Source organism: Streptomyces sp. NPDC087420 (genome assembly GCF_044744165.1).
Taxonomy (GTDB): domain Bacteria; phylum Actinomycetota; class Actinomycetes; order Streptomycetales; family Streptomycetaceae; genus Streptomyces.
The window spans coordinates 253496-276811 of record NZ_JBIUXU010000007.1 but is presented as its reverse complement, the minus strand read 5'-3'; the positions used below and the strand labels follow the sequence as shown (position 1 = coordinate 276811).

The window sequence follows — 23316 nt, the reverse complement described above, 5'->3', positions numbered from 1 at the left end:
AGTCCCGGCCCGGGGGGCCGTGGGGGCGGCCCCGGCCCGGGGGGGGCGGGGCGCGCGCGGCACCCGCGGGTCCCGGGGCGGGCCGCCCCCCCCCCGGGGGGGGGCCCCCCCGGCCCGTCCGTGTGAAATACGCCGTTACGGGGTATCCGGGGTCGATCATGTCCGGGGACGACGCGCGCACGGAGGTACGCCGATGAGTACGCAGCAGGATCTGGAGCCGGCCGACAAGGACCTGCCGGCCGGCACCGGCATGTTCCGTACCAAATCCGTCGAGCAGTCCCTCCGCGACACCGAGGACCCCGAGTTCGCGCTCAAGAAGTCCCTGTCCGCCCTGGACCTCACCGTCTTCGGCGTCGGTGTGATCATCGGTACGGGCATCTTCGTCCTCACCGGCAAGGTCGCCAGGGACACCGCGGGCCCCGCCACCGCCCTCGCGTTTGTCGCCGCCGGGGTCGTCTGCGCGCTCGCCGCCCTCTGCTACGCCGAGTTCGCCTCGACCGTGCCGGTCGCCGGATCCGCGTACACCTTCTCCTACGCCTCCCTCGGCGAACTGCCCGCCTGGATCATCGGCTGGGACCTCGTCCTCGAACTGGCCCTGGGCTCCGCGGTCGTGGCGGTCGGCTGGTCCGGCTATCTGCGCTCCCTGCTGGACACCGCCGGATTACAGCTCCCGGCCGCCCTGTCCGGCACCCACGACGGGACGTTCGGCTTCGACCTGCTCGCCTGCCTGCTGGTGCTCGCCCTGACCGGCATCCTCGTCGCCGGGATGAAGCTCTCCTCGCTCATCACGAACGTCATCGTCGCCATCAAGGTCACCGTCGTCCTGATCGTCATCGTCGTCGGCGCGTTCCTGATCAAGGGCGCCAACTACCAGCCGTTCGTCCCCCCGGCGGAGAGCACCAGCGGCGACGGCGGTCTCCAGGCCCCCCTCATCCAGCTGATCTTCGGCTACACCCCCACCAACTTCGGGATCCTCGGCATCTTCACGGCGGCGGCCGTCGTCTTCTTCGCCTTCATCGGCTTCGACATCGTCGCGACCGCCGCCGAGGAGACCCGCAACCCGCAGCGGGACGTCCCGCGCGGCATCCTCGGATCCCTCCTCATCTGCACCGTCCTGTACGTGGCCGTCTCGCTCGTCGTCACCGGCATGCAGAAGTACACCGCCCTCACGGTCGACGCGCCCCTCGCCGACGCCTTCAAAGCCGTCGGACACCCCTTCTGGGCCGGTCTGATCAGCTTCGGCGCCGCCGTCGGACTCACCTCCGTCTGCATGATCCTGCTGCTCGGCCAGACCCGGGTGTTCTTCGCCATGAGCCGGGACGGACTCCTGCCGAGGACGTTCTCCCGCGTCCACCCCCGGTTCGGCACGCCCTACCGGTCGACCCTGCTCCTCGGGTCGATCGTCGCGGCCGTCGCCGGCTTCACCTCCATCGACGAACTGGCCTCCCTGGTGAACATCGGCACCCTGTTCGCGTTTGTCGTCGTCGCGATCGGCGTGGTCCTCCTGCGCCGCCAACGGCCCGACCTGCCCCGCTCGTTCCGTACCCCCCTGGTGCCGTACGTCCCGATCGCTTCCGTGCTCGCCTCGCTCTGGCTGATGCTCAACCTGCCCGCCGAGACGTGGGTGCGGTTCGGGATCTGGATGCTGGTCGGCGTCGCGGTGTACCTGGTGTACGGACGAGGGCACAGCCGCCTCGGCCGGTCGCGCTGACGGCGGTACGCCCCCGCATGCTCGCCGAGCCCACGCCCGCCGCCCTGGAGGACCCGGGGCCCGCCGCCCCCGTACCCCCACCGCCCCGCACCGACCAGGACACGGACGCCACCCCCAGCGTCCCCCGCCCGCGCGCCCGCGCCGACCGCCCCACCGGCCGGGCCACGGGCTACTGGCGGCGGCTGCTCCCCCTCCTCGCCCTCCTGGCGCTCGTCACCCGGCTGCCCTCCTTCCGCCACCCGCTGTGGAGCCCCGACGAGGGCTACCTCGCCGTCCAGGCCCGGATGCTGGCCGACGGGGGAGTGCTGTACGACACCGTCGTCGACCGGAAACCACCGCTGCTGCCCTGGCTGTACGAAGCCACCTTCGCCGTCCTCGGCGACTCCACCCTGACCGGCGTGCGCGGCCTCGCCGTCCTCGCCCACCTGCTCACCGCCGCCCTGCTCGCCGCCACCGCGCGCGACCGCTGGGGCGACCGGGCCGGCCGCACCGCCGGGGTGCTGTTCCTGCTCGTCTCCGTCGGCCTCAACCCCGAGGACACCCAGGCCGCCACCTTCGAGGTCTTCATACTGCCGTTCACCGCCGCGGCCATGTGGTGCGCGGGGAAGGCCCGTTGGGGCACGGCCGGACTCGCCGTCGCCGGGGCGCTGCTGATGAAACAGACGGGCGGAGCCGTCCTCCTGCCCGTCCTGTGGCTGCTCGGCCGCACCCCGCGCGCCCGCACCAGGCTGCCCCGCCTCGTGGCAGGACTCGCCCTGCCCCTCATTGCCGCCGCCCTGCTCACCACCCCGTCAGGGCTCGTCTTCTGGACGGTCACCGGATCCGGCTCGTACGCCACCCCCACCGGCTCCGAACTCCACGTCCTCCTGCGGGCGGTGGCCAACACCGCCCTCCTCGCCCTCGGCTGCCTGGGACTGCTCCCGCCCCTGCTGCGCCTCGCGCGCCGGGCGGCCCCGCGCGCCGACGGCGACCTGTGGCTCTGGCTCGCCTCCTCGGCCGTCGCCGTCCTCACCGGCTTCCACTTCTTCGGCCACTACTTCCTCCAACTCCTCCCGCCCCTCGTACTGCTGGCGACCGAGGGCCTCCACCTCCTGCCCCGCGACCGCCTCACGGCCACGCTGACCACCGCCGCCTGCACCTGCGCGCTGTTCCTCGCCTGGGGCGTCCTCGCGCCACGTCCCGAACTGGCCCACGCCCAGCGCCTCGCGGACGCCGTACGGGCCCGTACGGCGCCCGCCGACCGGGTGCTGGTGTGGGGGATACACCCCGAGACGTACTGGTTCGCCGACCGCGCCCCGGCCAGCCGCTATCTGACGGCCGGACTGCTCACCAACTACAGCGGGGGCCGCGACGGGCCACGGGTCGGTGAGGCGTACGCCGTCGCGGGAGCCTGGCCCGCGCTCACCGCGGAACTCCGCGCCCACCCGCCGGCCCTGATCGTCGACGACTCGCGCGGCAAACCCTTCGCGCCGGAACGGCTGCCCACCCTGCGCCGCCTCCTGGCCCACCACTACGAGCCGCTGCCGGACACGGTCGACGGCGCGGTGATCTACGTACCGTCACCGGCTCCTGACGTGCCGTCAGTGAGTCCTGACGTACCGTCACCGAGCCGCTGACGTACCGCCGAAGGCCCCACGCACGACGCGCCGTACGCCGTCACCCGGCGCCGCAGCTCCCGGTCGGCCGTGGCGACCACACAGCCGCGGCCCGCCGCCGCGGCCTCCGCCGCCAGCTCCACGATCCGGTCGTCCCCGCTGCCCGGCGCGGACTCGACCCGTACCCCCGGCACGGACTCCACCCCCCGGGCCGCGCCCTCGACCACGAGCACGGTCTCCACCGGACCCGGATGGCCGGCCACCCCCCGCTCGCCGTACGGCACCAGGGCGTCGCGCAGCCGCTCGGTGGCCCCGCGCCGGTCGCGCCACCACCCGTCGGGGACCGAACCGACCACGTTGGCCGCGTCGACGACCAGCAGAATCCTCATCCCGCCACCCTGGCACAGGCGGGGGCACGGGTACGGTCACGGACCACCGGCCGGCGAGCGCGGGCCAGGGGCGGGCGGGGGGACGGCGGCGGGTAAAGTCGCCAACTGGGTTTTCCGCGTCCGTGGAACTCTCCGATCCGTGACATCTGTTGTCCAGGAAGGCGGCTGCGGGTCATGACCACCGGCTGGCTGCTGCGCGGCAAGGACGACAGGCTGACGGCGTACGCCGCGACGGCGGACGGTGTCCTGCGGTGGACGGAGACCCTGCCGGGCGGCCCCGGCTGGACCGGACCCGAACTGCTGCCGTTCCCGGGGCTGTTGCCGCACCTGGCGTTCGCCCAGACCACCGAGGGCTACGTGCACCTGCTGGGGGTACGGGAACGCCCGCGCCCCGAAGGGCCCAAGAACCGGGACATCGTGCACGCGGTGCAGTTCCAGACGGGCCGCGCGCTGCGGGACTGGCAGTCCCTGGGCACCCCGCACACGAAGGACATGAAGGCCGCCGCCCGGATCGGCCGTCCGTCGGCGGTCGTCGACGCGCGGGGCGCGCTGCACCTGTTCGTACGCAACGGCAACGGCAACCTCTCCTACCGCAACCAGTCGCCCACCGGCCGCTGGCTCGGCTGGGGCGGCGCCCCGGTGACGGGCAAGAAGCTGACGGGCGAGGCGGGCGCGGCCGTCACCGACGACGGACAGATCGAGATACTGGCGCCGGGGCCCGGCCTGATGACGCACTGGCGCAGGCCCAAACTCGACGTGAAACCGGAGCGGGCCGAGGAAGGCACCGAGCCGTCGGCGTCGGCGGACACGGTCACCGGCCTGTGCACGGGCCCCGGCCGGCTGACGCACTTCTGGCGCGACACCGACACCGGCACGGTTCTCGCCTGGCGTCCCGGCACGGACCCGGTGGACCTCGGCGGCCCGGGCACCGGACTGCCGGCCCTGCTCCGTACCCCGGTCGACGGCCTCGACTGCACGATCCTGGCGGGCCGGGGCCCGGACGGCCGCCCGCAGGTCGCCGCGTACCCCACGGAGACCGAGGACGCCGGCCTCAACTGGACCCCGACGGGCGAGCCGTGCACCGGCGTCCCCGCCCTGGCCCTGGACGGGCGGGGCCGGGTGGTCCTGGCGGTCCTGGGCGAGGACGGCTCGCTGCGGGTGACCCGGCAGAAGGACGAGCCGGGGCTGGCGCTGGAGGCCTGGAAACAGGTCTGAGCGACCGCGCCGGAACCGCCGGGCGGGACCGCGCCGCAAACGCCGGACGGGACCGCGCCGCAAACGCCGGACGGGCCGGTACGGATGTCCCGTACCGGCCCGTCGGACGTTTCCCGCGTCGCGCCCGTGCCTACACCGGCACGCTGGCCACACCCGGCGCCAGGAACCGCTTGCCGTTCACCCGCTCCGAGACACCTTCACGGTCCAGGTACGGGGTGATGCCGCCCAGATGGAACGGCCACCCCGCGCCCGTGATCAGACACAGGTCGATGTCCTCGGGCTCCGCGACCACACCCTCGGCCAGCATCAGCCCGATCTCCTGCGCCACCGCGTCCAGGACCCGGTCGCGGGTCTGCTCCTCGGTGAGGACGCTGTCCCCCTGGTCGAGCAGGGCGGCGACCTCCGGGTCCAGCTCCGGCTTCCCGGAGTCGTACGTGTAGAAGCCGCGCTTGCCGGCCTTCACCACCGCCGCCAGGTTCGGCGAGACCGTGAACCGGTCCGGGAACGCGCCGTGCAGGGTCTCGGAGACGTGCAGACCGATCGCAGGGCCCACCAGCTCCAGCAGCACCAGCGGGGACATCGGCAGCCCCAGCGGCTCCACGGCGCGCTCGGCGACCGCGACGGGGGTGCCCTCGTCGATGACGTTCTGGATCTCGCCCATGAAGCGCGTCAGGATGCGGTTCACCACAAACGCCGGGGCGTCCTTGACCAGTACGGCGGTCTTCTTGAGCTTGCGCGCGACACCGAACGCCGTGGCCAGCGAGGCCTCGTCGGTCCGCTCGCCGCGCACGATCTCCAGCAGGGGCAGCACCGCCACCGGGTTGAAGAAGTGGAAACCGACCACCCGCTCCGGGTGGTTCAGCTTCGACGCCATCTCGGAGACCGACAGGGACGAGGTGTTGGTCGCGAAGATGGCGTGCGCCGGGGCGACCGCCTCGACCTCCGCGAACACCTTCTGCTTGACGCCCAGTTCCTCGAACACGGCCTCGATGACGAAGTCGGCGTCCGAGAACGCCGCCGCCTTGTCCAGCACGCCCGTGACCAGCGCCTTGAGCTGGTTGGACTTGTCCGGGTTGATACGGGACTTGAGCAGCAGCTTGTCGATCTCGCCGTGGACGTACGCCACGCCCTTGTCGACGCGCTCCTGGTCGATATCCGTGAGGACGACCGGCACCTCCAGGCGGCGCACGAAGAGCAGCGCCAGTTGCGAGGCCATCAGCCCCGCGCCAACGACCCCGACCTTCGTCACCGGGCGGGCCAGGCTCTTGTCCGGCGCCCCGGCGGGCCGCTTCGCGCGCTTCTGCACGAGGTTGAACGCGTAGTTGCCGGAGCGGAGTTCACTGCTCAGGATCAGTTCCGCGAGCGCGCGGTCCTCGGCGTCGAAGCCCGCCTGGAGGTCCCCGTCCTTCACCGCGGCGATGATGTCCAGCGCGCGGTACGCGGCCGGGGCCGCGCTGTGCACCTTGGCGTCGGCGATCGCCCTGCCGCGCGCGACGGCCTGGTCCCAGGCCTCGCCGCGGTCCACGTCGGGCCGGGCGACCGCCAGTTCGCCCTTGAGCACGGCGGCGGTCCAGAGCAGCGACTGCTCCAGGAAGTCGGCGCCCTCGAAGAGCGCGTCGGCGATCCCGAGGTCGTAGACCTGACCGCCCTTGAGCTGGCGGTTCTGGTTGAGTGAGTTCTCGATGATCACCGAGACCGCGCGGTCCGCGCCGATCAGGTTCGGCAGCAGCGTGCAGCCGCCCCAGCCGGGGACGAGGCCGAGGAAGACCTCGGGCAGCGAGAAGGCGGGCGTCGCGGCGGACACCGTACGGTACGTGCAGTGCAGGCCGATCTCGACGCCGCCGCCCATCGCCGCGCCGTTGTAGTACGCGAACGTCGGGACGGCCAGGCCCGCGAGGCGCTTGAACACGTCGTGCCCCGCCCGGCCGGACGCGAGGCCGTCCTCCAGGCTCTTGACCCCGACGAGGCCCTTGAGGTCGGCGCCGACGGCGAAGATGAACGGCTTGCCGGTGACGCCGGCGCCGACGATCGTGCCCTCGGACGCCTCCTTCTCGACCTGGTCGATCGCGGCGTCGATGTTCGCCAGCGAACGGGGGCCGAAGGTGGTGGGCTTCGTGTGGTCGAAGCCGTTGTCCAGCGTGACGAGCGCGAAGCGCCCCACGCCGCCCGGGAGGTCCAGGTGGCGTACGTGCGCCTGGGTGACGACCTCGTCGGGGAACAACTCGGCCGCGCCCTTCAGGAGTTCGGCGATGCTCACTTGGTGCCTCCGTCGAAGTGCGGGTTCTCCCAGATGACCGTCGCGCCCATGCCGAAACCGACACACATGGTGGTCAGGCCGAAGCGGACGTGCGGCTGCTCCTCGAACTGCCGGGCGAGCTGCGTCATCAGCCGTACCCCGGAGGAGGCCAGCGGGTGGCCGTACGCGATGGCGCCGCCGTACTGGTTGACGCGCTCGTCGTCGTCCGCGATGCCGTAGTGGTCGAGCAGGGCGAGCACCTGTACGGCGAACGCCTCGTTGACCTCGAACAGGCCGATGTCGGAGATCGACAGGCCCGCCTTGGCGAGCGCCTTCTCCGTCGCCGGGATGGGGCCGTACCCCATGACCTCGGGCTCGACGCCCGCGAAGGCGTACGACACCAGCCGCATCCTGACCGGCAGTCCGTGCTCGCGCGCGAAGTCCTCGGCGGCGATGAGGGAGGCGGTGGCGCCGTCGTTGAGCCCCGCGGCGTTGCCGGCGGTGACGCGGCCGTGCGGGCGGAACGGGGTTTTGAGGCCGGCCAGCATCTCCAGCGTCGTGCCCGGCCGCATCGGCTCGTCGGCGGTGGCCAGGCCCCAGCCCGTCTCGCCGCCGGCGGGGTCGGTGCGGCGCACGGAGATCGGCACCAGGTCCTGCTGGATCTTGCCGTTGGCGTACGCCTTGGCGGCCTTCTCCTGCGAGCGCACCGCGTACTCGTCCGCCCGCCGCTTGGTCAGGTGGGGGAAGCGGTCGTGGAGGTTCTCCGCCGTCATGCCCATGAAGAGCGCGGAGTCGTCGACGAGCTTCTCCGAGACGAAGCGGGGGTTCGGGTCGACGCCCTCGCCCATCGGGTGGCGGCCCATGTGCTCGACGCCGCCCGCGATCACGATGTCGTAGGCGCCGAACGCGATCGACCCGGCGGTGGTGGTCGCGGCGGTGAGCGCGCCCGCGCACATCCGGTCGATGGAGTACCCGGGCACGGACTGCGGCAGCCCCGCGAGGATCCCGGCGGTGCGGCCGAGGGTGAGGCCCTGGTCGCCGATCTGGGTGGTGGCGGCGATGGCGACCTCGTCGATGGCGGCGGGGTCGAGGTCCGGGTTGCGGCGCAGCAGCTCCCGGATGGCCTTCACTACGAGATCGTCGGCACGGGTCTCGTGGTAGATGCCCTTGGGGCCCGCCTTGCCGAACGGGGTGCGGACGCCGTCGACGAAGACGACGTCCCTGACGGTACGAGGCACGATGGCTCTCCTCCAGGGGTGCGGTTGCTGCCGCCCATGCTACTCGTGGGTAACCAGCCTGCACAGCCTTGGCGGCGCTCGGTGGTGCGGGTCACTGATTGTCCTCAGTCGCCGGACGGGCGGTCTGGGGCCGGGGGGCCGCGCGTTCTCGGTGACCGGGTTGCGGTTCGTGTTGTCCTCAATCGCCGGACGGGCTTGGTTGTGCCCGCTGCGGGCCGGGTTTTTGGGTGCGGGTCGGTTGCCGGGGGCCGGGCAGGGGTCGTGTCCTGCACTGCATGTTTTACGTCGCGTTCAGCCAGTCGTATTGGGTAACGATCGCCATGCGACACAAAACACGCTCTACGTTCCGGACACGACCCCTGCCCGTCCCCCTTCCAGGCCCGCGCCAAAACGACCTGGCCCGCTCCGGGTCTTTAAGCCCGTCCGGCGTTTGAGGACGTAGTAACCCGCGCCTGCCCGTCGTGCGGGGGCACAATCCAGCCTGTCCGGCGTTTGAGGACAGCCTTGACCCGCACCCGGCACCGGGCGGGGGCAAAAATCAAGCCCGTCCGGCGATTGAGGACATCAGTGGCCCGCGCCCGGCGCACCGCGTCGTCACGTCGACAGGGCCTCCGCCAGGACCGGGGCGACCTGGGTCACCTGCCAGGCGCGGGCGCCGTGCGACGTCAGAGCCTCCGCCACCGCCTCCGGCGTCGGAGCGGACGGCGGCTCCCAGCACACGCGGCGGACCGTGTCCGGCGTGATCAGGTTCTCCTGCGGCATGTTCAGGCGCTCCGCCAGCGAAGACACCGCCGCCCGCGCAGCGGACAGCCGCGCCGCCGCCTCCGGGTCCTTGTCCGCCCAGGACCGCGGCGGCGGCGGGCCCGAGACGGGCTGGCCCGGCTGGGGCAGCTCGCTGTCCGGCAGCGCCTTCGCGCGGTCGACCGCGGCCTGCCACTGCTCCAGCTGCCGCCGCCCCATCCGGTGCCCGAACCCGGGCAGCGCGGTGAGCGCGTGCACGTTCACCGGAAGGGCCAGCGACGCCTCGACGATCGCCGTGTCGCTCAGCACCTTGCCGGGGGAGACGTCACGCCGCTGCGCCACGCTGTCGCGCGTGTTCCACAGCTCCCGTACCGCCGCCATCTGACGCCGCCGCCGCACCTTGTGCATGCCGGACGTACGGCGCCACGGATCCTTGCGGGGCGGCGCGGGCGGGGCCGAGGCGATCGCGTCGAACTCCTGGTGGGCCCAGTCCAGCTTGCCCTGCCGGTCCAGTTCCTTCTCCAGCGCGTCCCGCAGGTCCACCAGCAGCTCCACGTCGAGCGCCGCGTACCGCAGCCAGGGCTCGGGCAGCGGGCGGGTCGACCAGTCGACCGCGGAATGGCCCTTCTCCAGGGCGAAACCGAGCACGTTCTCGACCATCGCGCCGAGCCCGACCCGGGGGAAGCCCGCCAGCCGGCCCGCCAGCTCCGTGTCGAACAGCCGGGTGGGCGTCATGCCTATTTCGCGCAGGCACGGGAGATCCTGGGTGGCCGCGTGGAGGATCCACTCCGTGTCGGAGAGGGCCTCGCCGAGCCCGGAGAGGTCGGGGCAGCCGACCGGGTCGATCAGCGCCGTACCCGCGCCGGCACGGCGCAGTTGAACCAAATAGGCGCGTTGGCCGTATCTATAACCAGAAGCGCGTTCGGCGTCGACGGCCACGGGGCCCGTCCCCGCCGCGAAGGCGGCGATCACCCGGGCGAGGGCGTCGTCGGTCTCCACCACGGGGGGAATGCCCTCGCGGGGCTCCAACAAAGGGATCGGCGCCGTTTCGACGTCGTCCGGGGGTGCGCCCCCGGTGGTTCGCAGTGCTGGGTCTGCTGCGGTCTCTTGGGCGTCGGTCACCTGTCAAGGGTATCCGCCTGCGCGAACCGCTGACCTGCACTTTCGGTGCAAGAGTCGGATGACCTGCGAAAACACCCCCCAGAGGTCCCACAGGTACGCCCTGAACAGGCGTCTGAACGCACACCGCCCGCCGACGGAACGTTCCGTCGGCGGGCGGTGTGCGTGGGGGAAGGGGTGAGGGGGATGGCGGGGGTCAGTGGATGATTCCGGTACGGAGGGCCACGGCGACCATCCCCGCCCGGTCACCCGTGCCGAGCTTGCGCGCGATACGGGCGAGGTGGCTCTTCACGGTCAGGGCCGACAGGCCCATCGAGACACCGATGGCCTTGTTGGACTGGCCCTCGGCGACGAGTCTGAGCACCTCGACCTCACGGCCGGAGAGCTCGCGGTAGCCGCCCGGGTGGCTCGGGGCGCCCGGGGGGCGGCGGTGCATCCGCGGTCCCGCGCCGATGGGCGCGGCGCCGGGACGGGTCGGGTGGCCGATGTTCGTACGCGTACCGGTCACGACGTAGCCCTTGACGCCGCCCGCGAGGGCGTTGCGCACCGCGCCGATGTCGTCGGCGGCGGAGAGGGCGAGGCCGTTGGGCCAGCCTGCGGCCCGGGTCTCGGACAGCAGGGTCAGCCCGGAACCGTCGGGCAGGTGGACGTCGGCCACGCAGATGTCGCGCGGGTTGCCGACGCGGGGACGGGCCTCCGCGATGGACGACGCCTCGATGACGTCACGGACTCCAAGGGCCCACAGGTGGCGGGTGACGGTGGAGCGGACGCGCGGGTCGGCCACGACGACCATGGCCGTCGGCTTGTTCGGGCGGTAGGCGACCAGGCTTGCGGGCTGCTCGAGGAGAACGGACACCAGGCCTCCTGGGGGAAGGTGCGTGCGGGACGTCTCCGGCGCTGGGGATGAAGCCGGGGCGAACCGTGCTTGAAGGGTCATTGACCTCTTCGGCACCAAACCCGTCGGCCTTTAGAGAATGATCACGATTTGGTGAGTAACAATTCGGGCAATTCGGATGCGTGATCGATCATCCTACGAGTGGTCAGTCACCGAAGGCCTCCCCGGAGATGGTCCGGGGAGGCCTTCGGGACGTACGGGACACACGTGGCGCAGGCGTGCTGAGGGGGCGTCAGGAGACCTGCGGGCCGCGCCGCTGGGGAAGGGACACCACACCCGCGTCCGGCCCTCCGTGGCCCGTTCCAGGCCCTACCGGGGGCAACCCCGCGAGCTGGCACAGCAGATCGCACCAGCCCGCCAGGTGCGCGGCGGTGTCCGGCACCCCGCCCCGGCCCTCCCGGGGCGTCCAGGATGCCCGGATCTCGATCTGCGTCGCGGGCCTGCGCTCCGCGAGCCCGCCGAAGTAGTGCGACCCCGCGCGGGTGACGGTGCCGCTCGCCTCCCCGTACGACAGCCCCCGCGCCTCCAGCGCGCCGGTCAGCCACGACCAGCACACCTCGGGGAGCAGCGGGTCCGCCGCCATCTCCGGTTCCAGTTCGGCCCGTACGAGGGTCACCAGCCGGAAGGTCCCCTGCCAGGCGTCGTGTCCCGCCGGGTCGTGGAGCAGGACGAGCCTGCCGTCCGCCAGGTCGTCCTCACCGTCGACGACCGCCGCCTCCAGGGCGTACGCGTGCGGAGCCAGCCGCTTCGGCGGCGGGGTCGGGTCGATCTCGATCTCGGGACGCAACCGTGCCGCCCGCAGGGCCTCCACCGCCTGCCGGAAGGCCCGTGGAACGGCGTCCCCCTCCCCGTCCCCGTCCCTGCCCTCCGTTCCCTCGGTGCCGTTGGAATGATCGGAAAACTGTCCCTGAGCCGCAGCCATGCGGGGAAGAGTAGGCGGAACGGGGGCCGCGCGCAGGGAGGGACACCCGGCCCGGGGCCGCGGCTTACCCGTACATGCGAAGATTCTGGTCGTGAGCGCCATGGAACGCCCCTCGGGCCAGCAGCCGACGACGTACGACTCCGCCTTCATGAAGGCGTGCAGACGCGAGCCGGTGCCGCACACGCCGGTCTGGTTCATGCGCCAGGCGGGCCGTTCGCTGCCCGAGTACCTCAAGGCGCGCGAGGGCATTCCGATGCTGGAATCCTGCACGCGCCCGGAGTTGGTGGCGGAGATCACGCTCCAGCCGGTACGGCGGCACAAGGTCGACGCCGCGATCTACTACAGCGACATCGTCGTCCCCCTCAAGGCCATCGGCCTCGACCTGGACATCAAGCCGGGCGTCGGCCCCGTCGTCGCGGACCCCATCAGGACCCGCGCCGACCTGGCCCGGCTGCGCGACCTGACCCCCGAGGACGTGTCGTACGTCACGGAGGCCATCGGCCTCCTCACGGCCGAGCTGGGGACCACCCCGCTCATCGGCTTCGCCGGCGCCCCCTTCACCCTGGCCAGCTACCTCATCGAGGGCGGGCCCTCGCGGACGTACGAGCGCACGAAGGCCATGATGTACGGCGACCCGGACCTCTGGTCCGACCTCCTCGACCGCCTCGCGGCCATCACGGGCGCCTTCCTCAAGGTCCAGATCGAGGCGGGCGCGAGCGCCGTCCAGCTCTTCGACTCCTGGGCCGGCGCGCTCGCCCCCAAGGACTACCGCCGTTATGTGATGCCGGCCTCGGCCAAGGTCTTCGAGGCGGTGGCTCCGTACGGGGTCCCGCGCATCCACTTCGGGGTCGGCACGGGCGAACTGCTCGGGCTGATGGGCGAGGCGGGCGCGGACGTCGTCGGCGTCGACTGGCGCGTCCCGCTGGACGAGGCGGTCCGCCGGATCGGGCCCGGCAAGGCGCTCCAGGGCAACCTGGACCCGACCGTGCTCTTCGCCCCCACCGAGGTGGTGGAGACCAAGGCGCGCGAGGTGCTGGACGCGGCGGCGGCCCTGGAGGGGCACGTCTTCAACCTGGGCCACGGCGTCATGCCGAGCACCGACCCGGACTCCCTGACCCGGCTGGTCGACTACGTGCACACGCGGAGCGCCCGCTAGGGGCTGTCTGACCATTCGCGTCGTTGCCCGCGAGGCAGACGGGAATTGTCAGACAGGCCCTAGACACCGGTCGAGTCCCGGTCACATGCCCGCCGCCCGCACCGCCGTCACGGCCTTGCGGGCGGCCACCAGGACCGGGTCCCAGACCGGCGAGAACGGTGGCGCGTAGCCGAGGTCCAGGGTGGTCATCCGCTCCACCGTCATGCCCGCCGTGAGCGCCACCGCCGCGATGTCCACCCGCTTCGCCGCGCCCTCGCGGCCGACGATCTGCACGCCGAGGAGCCGGCCCGTACGGCGCTCCGCGAGCATCTTCACCGTCATCAGGGTGGCGCCGGGGTAGTAGCCGGCACTGTGGGTGGACTCGACGGTCGCGGTGACGAACCGGAGCCCCGCCCTGCGCGCGTCCTTCTCCCGCAGGCCCGTCCTCGCGATCTCCAGGTCGCAGACCTTGCTGACGGCCGTGCCGACCACGCCGGGGAAGGTGGCGTACCCGCCGCCCACGTTCGCCCCGATGATCTGGCCGTGTTTGTTCGCGTGGGTGCCGAGCGCGATGTGCCGGGTCACGCCCGACACCAGGTCGAGCACCTCGACGCAGTCGCCGCCCGCCCAGATGTTCTCGTGGCCGCGCACCCGCATCGACAGGTCGGTGAGCAGCCCGCCGTACGCGCCGAGCGGCAGTCCCGCCGCGCGGGCCAGGGCCGTCTCCGGCCGGACGCCCATCCCGAGGACGATCACATCGGCCGGGTACGTGGCGTCCTCGGTGGCCACCGCCCGCGCCCGGCCGTCCTCGCCGGTGAGGATCGCCGTGACCGTGGCGCCGCCGACGGTGGTGATGCCGAGGCCGTCCATCGCCGTGCGCACCAAGCGGCCCATGTCCGGGTCCAGGGTGGCCATCGGCTGCTCGTCGCGGTGGACGACGGTGACCTCGTAACCGCGCTTGAGAAGCGCCTCGGCCATCTCGACGCCGATGTACCCGGCGCCGATCACCACCGCGCGCCCGCTGTCGTGTCCTGCCAGGCCGTCCAGCAGCGCCCGGCCGTCGTCGAGGGTCTGCACGCCGTACACCCCCGGCGCGTCGATGCCGGGCAGCGGCGGCCTGACGGGGTGCGCGCCGGTGCCGATGACCAGGTGGTCGTAGCCGGTCCAGCTCTCCGTACCGCCGGCGAGATCACGCGACCGCACCCGGCCGCCCGCCACGTCGATCGCGACCACCTCCGTGCGGGTCCGCAGGTCGATCGCGCGCTCGCGGTGCTCCTCGGGCGTGCGCGCGATCAGGGCGTCGGGACCCGCCACGTCACTGCTCACCCAGTACGGGATCCCGCACGCGGAGTACGAGGTGAAGTGGCCGCGCTCGAAGGCGACGATCTCCAGCCGGTCGGGCCCCTTCAGCCTGCGGGCCTGCGACGCGGCGGACATGCCCGCCGCGTCGCCGCCGATGACCACCATGCGCTCCGCTGCCATTCCGCGTCCTTCCGGTCCGTCGTCCGCTACGGAACGCTACGCGGGCGCGGTGGATCAGTCCTGCTCGCGGTGCCCTTCCCGACCGCCGGCGGCCGGGGTCGTCGGAGTCGCCCGTGCGGCCGGGGCGGTCGCCTGAGCCGGGACAGTGGCCGGCGCGGCGGCCGGGACGGACCGCCGCCGCAGCCGCGCCCGGACCAGCCGCCACAGCAGACAGACCACGGCGAGCGCGGCGGCGAACGGCGCCACCGCCCCGATCGCGACAGCGATCCACCGCAGGGTCGCGACAAACGCGTCCCACCCGCCGCCCAGCGCGTCCACGAAGGTCGGATCGTCGTCCGAGCCGTCCTTCTCCTCCACCGGGGTCTCGGTGAGGTCGAGCGTGACGGTCGCCAGCGTGGTGCGGTCCTTGAGCGAGGACTGCTGGGCGAGCAGTGACTCCAGATCCGCCTGACGGCGGCTCAACTCCCCTTCCAGCGTGACCACATCACTCAGCTTGGTGGCCTGGTCCATCAACTCCCGCACCCGCGCCACACTCACGCGCTGCGAGGCGACCCGGCTGTCCACGTCGACCACCTTGTCGGTGACGTCCTTCGCGTTCGCCGTACGGGACAACAGCTTGCCGGTGCCCGCCAGTTCGCGCAGCACACTGTCGTACGACTCCTGCGGGACCCGCAGGACGACCGTGGTCGACACGTGGTCGTCCTCGGCCCGCTCCGTACTCTCCTTCTCGACCAGACCGCCGGCCCCCAGCGCCACCGACCGGGCCGTGGCGAGCGCCTTCGAGGCGTTCTTGACCTCGACGGAGAGCCGCGCGGTCCTGATGACATGGGTCACGGCCGGGACCTTGTCCCCCGGGTCCTGTTCCGTGACCTTCCCGGCCGCGGCCGGACCTTCCGCGGCGGCCCCCGCGCCCTTCTGGTCGGACACCGCCCCGTCGGCGGCCTTGGCCTGCGAGTCGCCGGCGCTGTCGTCGGCCGCGCCGCATCCGGCCAGTGCGAGTGAAACGGTCAGCAGCGCAGCCGCGAGTGCGGACATCTTCCGCATGAGATCCCCCCTGGGACATTCACGAGTGATGCCGGTTCGACGTGCGACCCCGGCGGGCGGGTTTCCCTCTCGCGGTCCCGAAGAGGTCACGGTCGGGACTCGTTACGGGTTTGAGAGAGTGGGCCCATGGAGTCGAACGCGCAGCACGTCAGCACACACACGGGCCGGGTTGTTGTCATCGGCGGCGGGATCGCCGGACTCGCCGCCGCACACCGGCTGCTGGGCGCGGGCGTCGCGGTGACGGTGCTCGAAGGCTCCGCGCGGCTCGGCGGGAAGCTCCTCACCGGCGAGATCGAGGGTGTCCCCGTCGACCTCGGCGCGGAGTCCATGCTCGCGCGGCGGCCCGAGGCCGTCGACCTCGCGGAGGCCGTGGGCCTCGGCGGCCTGCTCCAGCCGCCGACCGCCACCGGCGCCTCCGTGTGGACCAGGGGCGCGCTGCGGCCGATGCCCAAGGGCCATGTGATGGGCGTGCCCGGCGACGCGGCCGCCCTCGCGGGGCTGCTCTCCGACGAAGGGCTCGCCAGGATCGCCCAGGAGCCGGACCTGGCGCCCACCGAGGTCGGGGACGACGTGTCGGTCGGGGAGTACGTCGCCGAGCGGCTCGGCCGCGAGGTGGTCGACCGGCTGGTGGAGCCCCTGCTCGGGGGCGTCTACGCGGGCGACGCGTACCGCATCTCCATGAAGGCCGCCGTACCGCAGCTCTTCGCCGCCGTCCGTACCCACGACTCGCTGCTCGCCGGCGTCCGCGACCTCCAGGAGAAGGCAGCGGCGCGGCCGCAGTCCGCCGCGGTCTTCGCGGGCATCGCCGGGGGAGTGGGCACCCTGCCCGCGGCCGTCGCCGACGCCGTACGGGCCGGGGGCGGCGAGATCCTCCTCGACACCCCCGTCCTCGGCCTCACCAGGACGCCCGACGGCTGGCGGATCCGTACCGGCACCGGCGTCCTGAGCGCCGACGGCGTGGTCCTGGCGACCCCCGCGTGGTCCGCCGCCACCCTGCTCGCCGCCGAATCCCCGGTCGCCTCCGCCGAGTTGGCCGCCGTCGAGTACGCCTCCATGGCCCTGGTCACCCTCGCCTTCCGGCGGGCCGAACTCACCGGGATGCCCCAGGGCAGCGGCTTCCTCGTCCCGCCCGTGGACGGACTCACCATCAAGGCCTCCACCTTCTCCACCCGCAAGTGGGGCTGGGTCGACGGCGCCGCGCCCGACCTCTTCCTCCTGCGCACCTCCATCGGCCGTTACGGCGAGGAGGAACACCTGCACCACGAGGACGCCGAACTGGTCGAGGTGTCCCTGCGCGACCTCGGCGAGGCGACCGGGCTCGACGCGAAACCGGTGGCGAGCGAGGTCACCCGGTGGATCGGCGGCCTGCCCCAGTACCCCGTCGGCCACCAGGCCCGCGTCGAGCGCGTCCGCGCCGCCGTCGCCGCACTCCCCGGCCTGCGGGTCTGCGGCGCGGCCTACGACGGCGTCGGCATCCCCGCCTGCGTCGCGAGCGCCCGGCGCGCCGCCGACGAGATCATCGCCACGTCGACCCTGGCGCGGGGCACCGGACGCGGCGCGGGAGAATAGCCGTATGACTGCTGCACCAGACAAGACGCCGAACGCCGGCAAGAAGGCGAAGGACCTCAACGAGGTCATCCGCTACACCCTGTGGTCCGTCTTCAAGCTGCGCGAGGCGCTGCCCGAGGACCGGGGCGGGTACGCCGAGGAGGTCCAGGAGCTGTTCGACCAGCTCGACGCCAAGGACGTGACGGTACGCGGTACGTACGACGTGTCCGGGCTGCGCGCCGACGCCGATGTCATGATCTGGTGGCACGCCGAGACCGCCGACGAACTCCAGGACGCGTACAACCGCTTCCGCCGTACGCGGCTCGGCCGGGCGCTGGAGCCGGTCTGGTCGAACATGGCGCTGCACCGCCCCGCCGAGTTCAACAAGTCGCACGTGCCGGCGTTCCTCGCCGACGAGACGCCCCGCGACTACGTGAGCGTCTACCCCTTCGTACGCTCCTACGACTGGTACCTGCTGCCGGACGACGAGCGCCGCCAGATGCTCGCGGACCACGGCAAGATGGCCCGCGGCTTCCCGGACGTACGCGCCAACACCGTGGCGTCGTTCTCGCTCGGGGACTACGAGTGGATCCTCGCCTTCGAGGCCGACGAGCTGTACCGCATCGTCGACCTGATGCGTCACCTCCGCGCCTCCAAGGCCCGGCTGTACGTCCGCGAAGAGGTGCCGTTCTACACCGGGCGGCGCAGGTCCGTGGCGGACCTGGTCGCCGGGCTCGCGTAGGCGGGGCCCGGGAAAAAGCGTGGTGGCCGGATCCGTTCCCAGAACGGACCCGGCCACTCCGCCCGGAAGATCAGACGACCGGCGGCAGCTTCCTGTCCGCCGTCCGCTCGTCCAGCGACACCGGGTCCGGCTCCGCGTGCGGCGCGCACTCCGCGCGCCGCACCGGCGCCTTCCCGCGCAGCAGGTAGTCCTCGACGTACCGGTTGACGCAGGCGTTGTCGCCGCCCGCGATGCCGTGCGTCCCGGCGTCCCGCTCGGTCACCAGCACCGAGCCCGCCAGCCGCCGCTCCAGCTCCAGCGCCCCCTCGTACGGGGTCGCCGCGTCGCGCTCCGCCGCCAGGATCAGCGTCGGCGGCAGCTCACCCGGCCAGGTGCGGACGTCCACCGGCCGCTGCCGGGGCGCGGACCAGAAGGCGCAGGGGAGATTCATCCACACGTTGTCCCACGTCTCGAACGGCGCGCTCTCCGCGAGTTCGCTGTTGTCCCGGTCCCAGACCCGCCAGTCGGTCGGCCAGGGCGCGTCGTTGCACTCGACTGCGGTGTACACGGCGTTGCCGTTCTCGCTCTCCGCGGCGTCCCCCTCCCTCGGAGCCGCCTGCTCGACCAGCGGCTTCTCGTTGCCCTTCAGGTACTCGGAGAGCGCCGTGGCGCGCATCACCCAGTAGTCGTCGTAGTACCCGGCCCCGAGCATCGCCGCGTGCAGCTGCGCCGGTCCGACCGTCCCGCCCGCCGGCTCGTGCGCGACCCTGGCGCGCACCCGCTCGTAACTGCGCGTCACCTGCTCGGCGTCGGTGCCCAGGTGGTACGTCGTGTCGTGCTTGGCCACCCAGGTACGGAAGTCGGCCCAGCGCCGCTCGAACGCCTCTGACTGGTCGAGGTTGTTGCCGTACCAGATCTGCCGGGGGTCGGGGTTGACCGCCGAGTCGAAGATCATGCGCCGGACGTGCGACGGGAAGAGCGAGGCGTACAGCGCGCCGAAGTACGTGCCGTACGAGGCCCCCATGAAGGTGAGCTTCTTCTCGCCGAGCGCCGCGCGCAGCACGTCGAGGTCACGGGCGTTGTTCAGGGAGGTGTAGTGCCGCAGCGCCGGACCCGCGCCGCGGGCGCAGCCCAGCGCGTACGCCTGCGCCTCGGCGATTCGCTCCCGCTTGTACGACTCCGAGGGATGCGTGGGCGACGGGGACGGCGCCTTGGCGAAGTCCGCCGGGTCCTGGCAGGAGAGCGGGGCCGAGCGGCCGACACCGCGCGGGGCGTAGCCGACGATGTCGTACGCCTGGGCGATCCGCTTCCACTTCGGCAGGGACGCGGCCATCGGGAAGTACATGCCGGAGGCGCCGGGCCCGCCCGGGTTGTAGACCAGCGCGCCCTGCCGGTCGGCGGCCTTGCCGCTGGCGAGGGCCCGGCTGACGGTGAGCTTGATGGCGGGGCCTTCGGGGTCGGCGTAGTCGAGCGGGACCTCGACCGTGCCGCAGGTGACCGGGGCGGACAGCATCTCCGACTTGGGGCAGCGGCCGAAGGTGATCCCCGCGCCGGCGGCCCGCTCGGCGGCGCGGAGGACCCCGTGCGTCTCGGCGGTGAGGGTCTCGCGGGTGGTCGCCCGGGGGCCGCCGGTGTCGGCGCCGTCCGCGGGGGCGGCGACGAGGGCCGACAGGACCAGGGAGCCCAGGGTGGTCAGAGCCCCGTACTTCACTACAGCTCTCATCGCGTTCCCTTCGTGCGTGCGGCCGAGGGGTTGGCCGCACGACCGAGGGTCGGCGGAGGTGCGGGGCGGGACAAGGACCGCCGGGCGGTGTCGGGGGCAATGACTCCGATGCGCGGTGGGGTCACTCCGGAGCACCTCCCGGGATGCGGAAGCGCCCGGAGTGTGCGTGTACGCACTCCGGGCGCCGCCGCCCCCCGTTCCCCGTCCTCGTCTCCCCGTCCCCCGTTTCCCCCGCTCAGGAGCCTCCGCCGCCGCAACCCCCGCCGCCCCCACCGCAGCTGGAGCTGGATCCCCCGCAGCTGGATCCGCCGCCGCAACTGGAGCCCCCGCCGTCCGAACCCCCTCCTCCGCCACAGCCGCCGCTCGCGGCGCATCCCCCGCCGTGGCTGCCGTGCCCGCCGTGGGAGCGGTCCGTGCTCGCCCCGCAGCCGGCGCCCGGCATCGCGCCCGCGCACCAGGTCGTGGCCGTCCCGGTCACGACGGCGGCCGGCAGGAGGCCGTCCTCCGGCCTGACCCGCGCGGCCGTCCCCAGCTGCCGGCGCAACTCCTCGTCCGGCAGGGCCCGCAGTCCACCGGTCGCGACCAGCCGGACCGCGTCGGCGGAGGAGGGGTCCCGGAGCGCGAAGTCCTTCAGGGCGGCCCGGCCGGCCCCGGTCAGCCGGTTCCTGGCCCGGCCCGCGCAGACCAGACCCACGAAGGCACTCACGATCATCAGCGGCGGCAGGGCGAAGAGGGCCAGCGGGAAGCCGTCGCCGGGCTCGGAGTCCATCGTCAGCACCCCCGCCGTGACAAACGAGAACGGCACCCCGATGACGCTCAGAACCCCCTGGATCAGGCCCCACCGCGCGTACGGCCTCGCCTCGGCCGGCGGCACCAGCAGGCCGCGCGCCGCGAGCGCGTCGCCGACCCGCTGGACGGCCTCACCGCGCATCACGGCACGGCGCAGCGTGTGCAGGGCGCCGTTGGGCGCGGCGGCGTGCTCCTGCATCACGGCCAGTTCGACGGCGTTGCGCGCGCCGGCCGGCCGCAGCGCGACGATGCCGGGGCCGCCGACGGTCAGCCGGCCGTCGGCCTGCATCCCGGCGATCACGGCGTCCACGACCCGGCCGGGACCGCCGGCCAGGAAGGCGCCCTCCAGGACGTCGTGGACCGGGGTGGGTGTGCCGCGCCCACGGAGCCGGACCACGCCGGTGATCAGCAGGACGGAGGAGACGGCGATCGCGAGTGCGATCACCACGGGAAGAACGGTCATGGTCATTCACTTCCTCACGAGAACGGCGCGGGCGGCGGCACGGGTTGCGGCACGGACCAGACGGGTCGCCCGCCGTGGCGGGCGGGGCGCGGCGCGCTCCTCCCACCAGAGCGTCAACCGCCGCCGGGCGGCGGCGTCCTCGGGCCGTCCGTCGATCAGCAGGTGCTCGGCGAAGTCGAGCGCGTCGCGGCGGTACCCGCCGCGCAGCGGCCGTATCTGGGCGTACGCGAGGAACGCGGCGCGGTAGCCGCCGCCGAGGATCTCCGGCAGCTCAGGAGCGAGCTTGGCGACCACCCCGGCGCGCTTGGCGGCGAGGGCCCGGCTCTGCACCCCCAGACGCCGCGCGTCGAACCCCTCGGGCGCGGGCGTGCCCGCGACGAGGGACGACAGCAGGGCGGCCTGCTCCAGGCCGACCCGTTCCCGTACGTCGTCCCCGGCGGCTTCGACCGAGGGGGTCTCCCGCACGGGGCCGGGTCCGGGCACCCGAAGGTCGTGAACCGGCCCCGCCGAGATCGTTTCCCTGATCGCCCTCAGCTCACCGGCCAGTTCCGCCGCCGGCGGGAAGTCGTCGTCGCGCTCCAGGAGCACGCCGGGCGGCGAGACCCGGGCGCGCAGTTCCGCCAGGATGTCGAGGACGGGGCGGGTGACCGGGTGGGCATGGGTGTCGTGCCAGACGCCGTCCCGCTCCAGGCCGCCCGCGACATGGACGTACGCGATGGCCTCGACGGGCAGTTCGTCCAGCGCCTTGACCGGGTCCTCGCCGCGGTTCACGTGGTTCGTGTGCAGGTTGGCGACGTCGATGAGGAGCCGTACCCCCGTACGCTCCACCAGCTCCGCCAGGAACTGCCCCTCGCTCATCTCCTCGCCCGGCCAGGAGATCAGCGCCGCGATGTTCTCGACGGCGAGCGGTACGGGAAGCGCGTCCTGGGCGATGCGTACGTTCTCGCACAGCACCCGCAGCGCGTCCCGGGTGCGCGGTACCGGCAGCAGGTGGCCGGCCTCCAGCACGGGCGACGCCGTGAGCGCCCCGCCGGCCCGTACGAACGCGATGTGTTCCGTGACCAGCGGGGCGCCCAGCGCCTCGGCCCGGGCCGCGAGGTCCGCCAGCCGCTGGACGTCGGGCCGGTCTGCGCCGCCCAGACCGAGCGAGACACCGTGCGGAACGACGGTGACCCCGCGTTCCCTGAGCCGGACCAGCGCGTCGGGCAGATGCCCCGGGCAGATGTTCTCCGCCACCGCCTCGACCCAGTCGACGCCGGACAGCCCCTCGATCGCGTCCGCGATCTCCGGACGCCAGCCGATCCCCATCCCCAGCTGTGGTGTGCCGTTGCCGTTCATGAAAATCCCCCTCCGCACTCCCGCGACCAGTTGCGGTGCAGGAGTAATGGCCCCGCCGGACGACGGCGAACCCGCGAAGGGGGACGTTCAGAGGTTGATTTGAGGTTCCGGGGTTACGGGTGCCTCACCCTTCTCAGGGGCTCTCCCCGGTCTCCGGAGCCGGACGGTCGGTGTTGATCGCCGTCGGCGCGCCAGGGCCCGTCGAGGGCCGGGAGGTGAAGGACTGGTCGTCCCCGGTCGGAGCGACGGCCGACGGCGACGGCGGGAGGTTGCCGTCCGGCGGGGGCGGTCCGGTGGGGCTGGCGGTCGTCGCGCCCGCGGCCTGGTTGGCGATGGCGTCGAAGTCGACCAGTCCGGTCGCTTCGAGCATCGTGATGTGGTCCAGGACCGTCTGGTTGGCGTCGCTGGCCAGCTGCCGTATCAGCGTGTTCCGGGTGCTGTTCCTGACCTGAGCGACCAGCGAGAAGACCTTTCCGTGCGCGGCGCGCAGCAGATTGGTGAACTTGATCTCGTAGTCCCTGCCGGTCGCGGCCGACAGCTCCCTGAGCCAGCCCTGCTGCTGCTCGTTGGGCTGGTTGGGCAGCTCCACGCCGAGCTTCGCCGCCACGTCACGGGCTCGCTTGTCGAGGTCCGCGTGACCGACCACCAGGTGGTCACCGCACTCCTTGATCGCCTGGCTGGGCGCGCGTTCGATGGCCTGCTGGCCGGCCGGCAGCTCCCAGAGCCCGGCCAGCCGCACCCGGATCAGGAAGTCACGGTCCGTCGCCGAGAGTGGTCCCCACTGGGTCGACACGCTCGACGCGTTGAGGTTGGCCTGGCCCGTACCTGAACGTTCGGCGTACGACCAGACGGGGAAGGCCAGCGCCCCGACCGTGGCGACCAGTGCCGCGATGATGAGCGCCGTACCGTTGATGCGTCGCAACAATGTGCTGCCTCCCGAGCCGATGTGTGCACCGCTGAATGAACCGCCGACCGACGGGGCCGTTCAACCTACGTGGCGGTACCGGGAGGT

At 72.8% G+C, this 23316-nt stretch carries 18 protein-coding genes; 6 read left to right on the top strand and 12 right to left on the bottom strand.

What is annotated here, in order from left to right; translation table 11 throughout:
* Positions 1 to 193: 193 nt before the first annotated feature.
* Together ACIO1C_RS16580 and ACIO1C_RS16575 are read left to right on the top strand one after the other, a co-directional pair.
* Positions 194 to 1711 carry an amino acid permease gene (locus ACIO1C_RS16580; RefSeq protein ID WP_401863731.1) on the top strand — a complete coding sequence of 506 codons (1518 nt, stop codon included), beginning with the start codon at positions 194 to 196 and terminating at the stop codon, positions 1709 to 1711.
* A gap of 17 nt (positions 1712 to 1728) precedes the next feature.
* Positions 1729 to 3327 carry a glycosyltransferase family 39 protein gene (locus tag ACIO1C_RS16575; protein ID WP_401863728.1) on the top strand — a complete coding sequence of 533 codons (1599 nt, stop codon included), beginning with the start codon at positions 1729 to 1731 and terminating at the stop codon, positions 3325 to 3327.
* Here the strand turns inward: ACIO1C_RS16575 and ACIO1C_RS16570 are convergent.
* Positions 3261 to 3695: an NTP pyrophosphohydrolase gene (locus ACIO1C_RS16570; RefSeq protein ID WP_401863725.1), complete on the bottom strand. Its 435-nt coding sequence runs from the start codon at positions 3693 to 3695 to the stop codon at positions 3261 to 3263. The two genes, ACIO1C_RS16575 and ACIO1C_RS16570, sit on opposite strands and share 67 nt — an antisense overlap.
* Positions 3696 to 3869: 174 nt before the next feature.
* Between ACIO1C_RS16570 and ACIO1C_RS16565 the strand changes: the two genes are divergently transcribed.
* The gene (locus tag ACIO1C_RS16565) at positions 3870 to 4910 is read left to right on the top strand and encodes a hypothetical protein (RefSeq protein WP_401863722.1); all 1041 of its coding nucleotides are present in this window, start codon (positions 3870 to 3872) and stop codon (positions 4908 to 4910) included.
* Positions 4911 to 5040: 130 nt separating this feature from the next.
* Here ACIO1C_RS16565 and ACIO1C_RS16560 read toward each other — a convergent pair whose 3' ends face one another.
* The 5 genes from ACIO1C_RS16560 to ACIO1C_RS16540 form a co-directional block, all read right to left on the bottom strand.
* Entirely contained in the window at positions 5041 to 7167 is a 2127-nt protein-coding gene (locus ACIO1C_RS16560) for a 3-hydroxyacyl-CoA dehydrogenase NAD-binding domain-containing protein (RefSeq protein WP_401863720.1), read from the bottom strand.
* Entirely contained in the window at positions 7164 to 8384 is a 1221-nt protein-coding gene (locus tag ACIO1C_RS16555) for a thiolase family protein (RefSeq protein WP_401863718.1), read from the bottom strand. The genes ACIO1C_RS16560 and ACIO1C_RS16555 overlap by 4 nt, the downstream gene beginning before the upstream one ends.
* A 594-nt stretch (positions 8385 to 8978) precedes the next feature.
* Complete coding sequence (locus tag ACIO1C_RS16550; protein WP_401863715.1) at positions 8979 to 10247, bottom strand: HRDC domain-containing protein; 1269 nt, start codon at positions 10245 to 10247, stop codon at positions 8979 to 8981.
* Between the two features lie 193 nt (positions 10248 to 10440).
* Complete coding sequence (locus tag ACIO1C_RS16545; protein ID WP_161312622.1) at positions 10441 to 11100, bottom strand: response regulator transcription factor; 660 nt, start codon at positions 11098 to 11100, stop codon at positions 10441 to 10443.
* 271 nt (positions 11101 to 11371) lie between these two features.
* Positions 11372 to 12061 (bottom strand): DUF3000 domain-containing protein, encoded by a 690-nt coding sequence (locus tag ACIO1C_RS16540; protein ID WP_401863712.1) that lies wholly within the window; start codon positions 12059 to 12061, stop codon positions 11372 to 11374.
* 91 nt (positions 12062 to 12152) lie between these two features.
* On the opposite strand from ACIO1C_RS16540, the gene hemE reads away from it, so the two are divergent.
* Positions 12153 to 13217, top strand: a complete 1065-nt coding sequence (gene hemE / locus ACIO1C_RS16535) for a uroporphyrinogen decarboxylase (protein WP_401863709.1) — start codon at positions 12153 to 12155, stop codon at positions 13215 to 13217.
* Between the two features lie 81 nt (positions 13218 to 13298).
* On the opposite strand, the gene ACIO1C_RS16530 is transcribed toward hemE, so the two are convergent.
* Complete coding sequence (locus ACIO1C_RS16530) at positions 13299 to 14678, bottom strand: FAD-dependent oxidoreductase (protein ID WP_401863706.1); 1380 nt, start codon at positions 14676 to 14678, stop codon at positions 13299 to 13301.
* A 54-nt stretch (positions 14679 to 14732) separates the two neighbouring features.
* Positions 14733 to 15722: a DUF4349 domain-containing protein gene (locus ACIO1C_RS16525; protein ID WP_401863704.1), complete on the bottom strand. Its 990-nt coding sequence runs from the start codon at positions 15720 to 15722 to the stop codon at positions 14733 to 14735.
* A 126-nt stretch (positions 15723 to 15848) separates the two neighbouring features.
* On the opposite strand from ACIO1C_RS16525, the gene hemG reads away from it, so the two are divergent.
* Positions 15849 to 17291 carry a protoporphyrinogen oxidase gene (gene hemG / locus ACIO1C_RS16520; protein ID WP_401863701.1) on the top strand — a complete coding sequence of 481 codons (1443 nt, stop codon included), beginning with the start codon at positions 15849 to 15851 and terminating at the stop codon, positions 17289 to 17291.
* 4 nt (positions 17292 to 17295) lie between these two features.
* Positions 17296 to 18012 carry a hydrogen peroxide-dependent heme synthase gene (gene hemQ, locus ACIO1C_RS16515; protein WP_401863699.1) on the top strand — a complete coding sequence of 239 codons (717 nt, stop codon included), beginning with the start codon at positions 17296 to 17298 and terminating at the stop codon, positions 18010 to 18012.
* A gap of 70 nt (positions 18013 to 18082) precedes the next feature.
* On the opposite strand, the gene ACIO1C_RS16510 is transcribed toward hemQ, so the two are convergent.
* The 4 genes from ACIO1C_RS16510 to ACIO1C_RS16495 form a co-directional block, all read right to left on the bottom strand.
* Positions 18083 to 19714 (bottom strand): alpha/beta hydrolase, encoded by a 1632-nt coding sequence (locus ACIO1C_RS16510; protein ID WP_401863697.1) that lies wholly within the window; start codon positions 19712 to 19714, stop codon positions 18083 to 18085.
* 235 nt (positions 19715 to 19949) lie between these two features.
* Entirely contained in the window at positions 19950 to 20966 is a 1017-nt protein-coding gene (locus ACIO1C_RS16505) for a TIGR04222 domain-containing membrane protein (RefSeq protein WP_401863694.1), read from the bottom strand.
* 6 nt (positions 20967 to 20972) lie between these two features.
* The gene (locus tag ACIO1C_RS16500; protein WP_401863691.1) at positions 20973 to 22304 is read right to left on the bottom strand and encodes a DUF692 domain-containing protein; all 1332 of its coding nucleotides are present in this window, start codon (positions 22302 to 22304) and stop codon (positions 20973 to 20975) included.
* 133 nt (positions 22305 to 22437) lie between these two features.
* Positions 22438 to 23226, bottom strand: coding sequence for a DUF4142 domain-containing protein (locus ACIO1C_RS16495; RefSeq protein ID WP_401863688.1), 789 nt, complete (start codon positions 23224 to 23226; stop codon positions 22438 to 22440).
* Between the last annotated feature and the right edge of the window lie 90 nt (positions 23227 to 23316).

What these genes read in the sequence shown, in the direction of transcription:
- ACIO1C_RS16580 (WP_401863731.1), top strand. Translation starts at nt 194, where the DNA reads ATGAGTACGCAGCAGGATCTGGAGCCGGCCGACAAGGACCTGCCGGCC.
- ACIO1C_RS16565 (WP_401863722.1), top strand. Translation starts at nt 3,870, where the DNA reads ATGACCACCGGCTGGCTGCTGCGCGGCAAGGACGACAGGCTGACGGCG.
- hemG (WP_401863701.1), top strand. Translation starts at nt 15,849, where the DNA reads ATGGAGTCGAACGCGCAGCACGTCAGCACACACACGGGCCGGGTTGTT.
- ACIO1C_RS16530 (WP_401863706.1), bottom strand. Translation starts at nt 14,678, where the DNA reads ATGGCAGCGGAGCGCATGGTGGTCATCGGCGGCGACGCGGCGGGCATG.
- ACIO1C_RS16510 (WP_401863697.1), bottom strand. Translation starts at nt 19,714, where the DNA reads ATGAGAGCTGTAGTGAAGTACGGGGCTCTGACCACCCTGGGCTCCCTG.
- ACIO1C_RS16500 (WP_401863691.1), bottom strand. Translation starts at nt 22,304, where the DNA reads ATGAACGGCAACGGCACACCACAGCTGGGGATGGGGATCGGCTGGCGT.
- ACIO1C_RS16575 (WP_401863728.1), top strand. Translation starts at nt 1,729, where the DNA reads ATGCTCGCCGAGCCCACGCCCGCCGCCCTGGAGGACCCGGGGCCCGCC.
- ACIO1C_RS16570 (WP_401863725.1), bottom strand. Translation starts at nt 3,695, where the DNA reads ATGAGGATTCTGCTGGTCGTCGACGCGGCCAACGTGGTCGGTTCGGTC.
- ACIO1C_RS16525 (WP_401863704.1), bottom strand. Translation starts at nt 15,722, where the DNA reads ATGCGGAAGATGTCCGCACTCGCGGCTGCGCTGCTGACCGTTTCACTC.
- ACIO1C_RS16505 (WP_401863694.1), bottom strand. Translation starts at nt 20,966, where the DNA reads ATGACCGTTCTTCCCGTGGTGATCGCACTCGCGATCGCCGTCTCCTCC.
- hemQ (WP_401863699.1), top strand. Translation starts at nt 17,296, where the DNA reads ATGACTGCTGCACCAGACAAGACGCCGAACGCCGGCAAGAAGGCGAAG.
- ACIO1C_RS16540 (WP_401863712.1), bottom strand. Translation starts at nt 12,061, where the DNA reads ATGGCTGCGGCTCAGGGACAGTTTTCCGATCATTCCAACGGCACCGAG.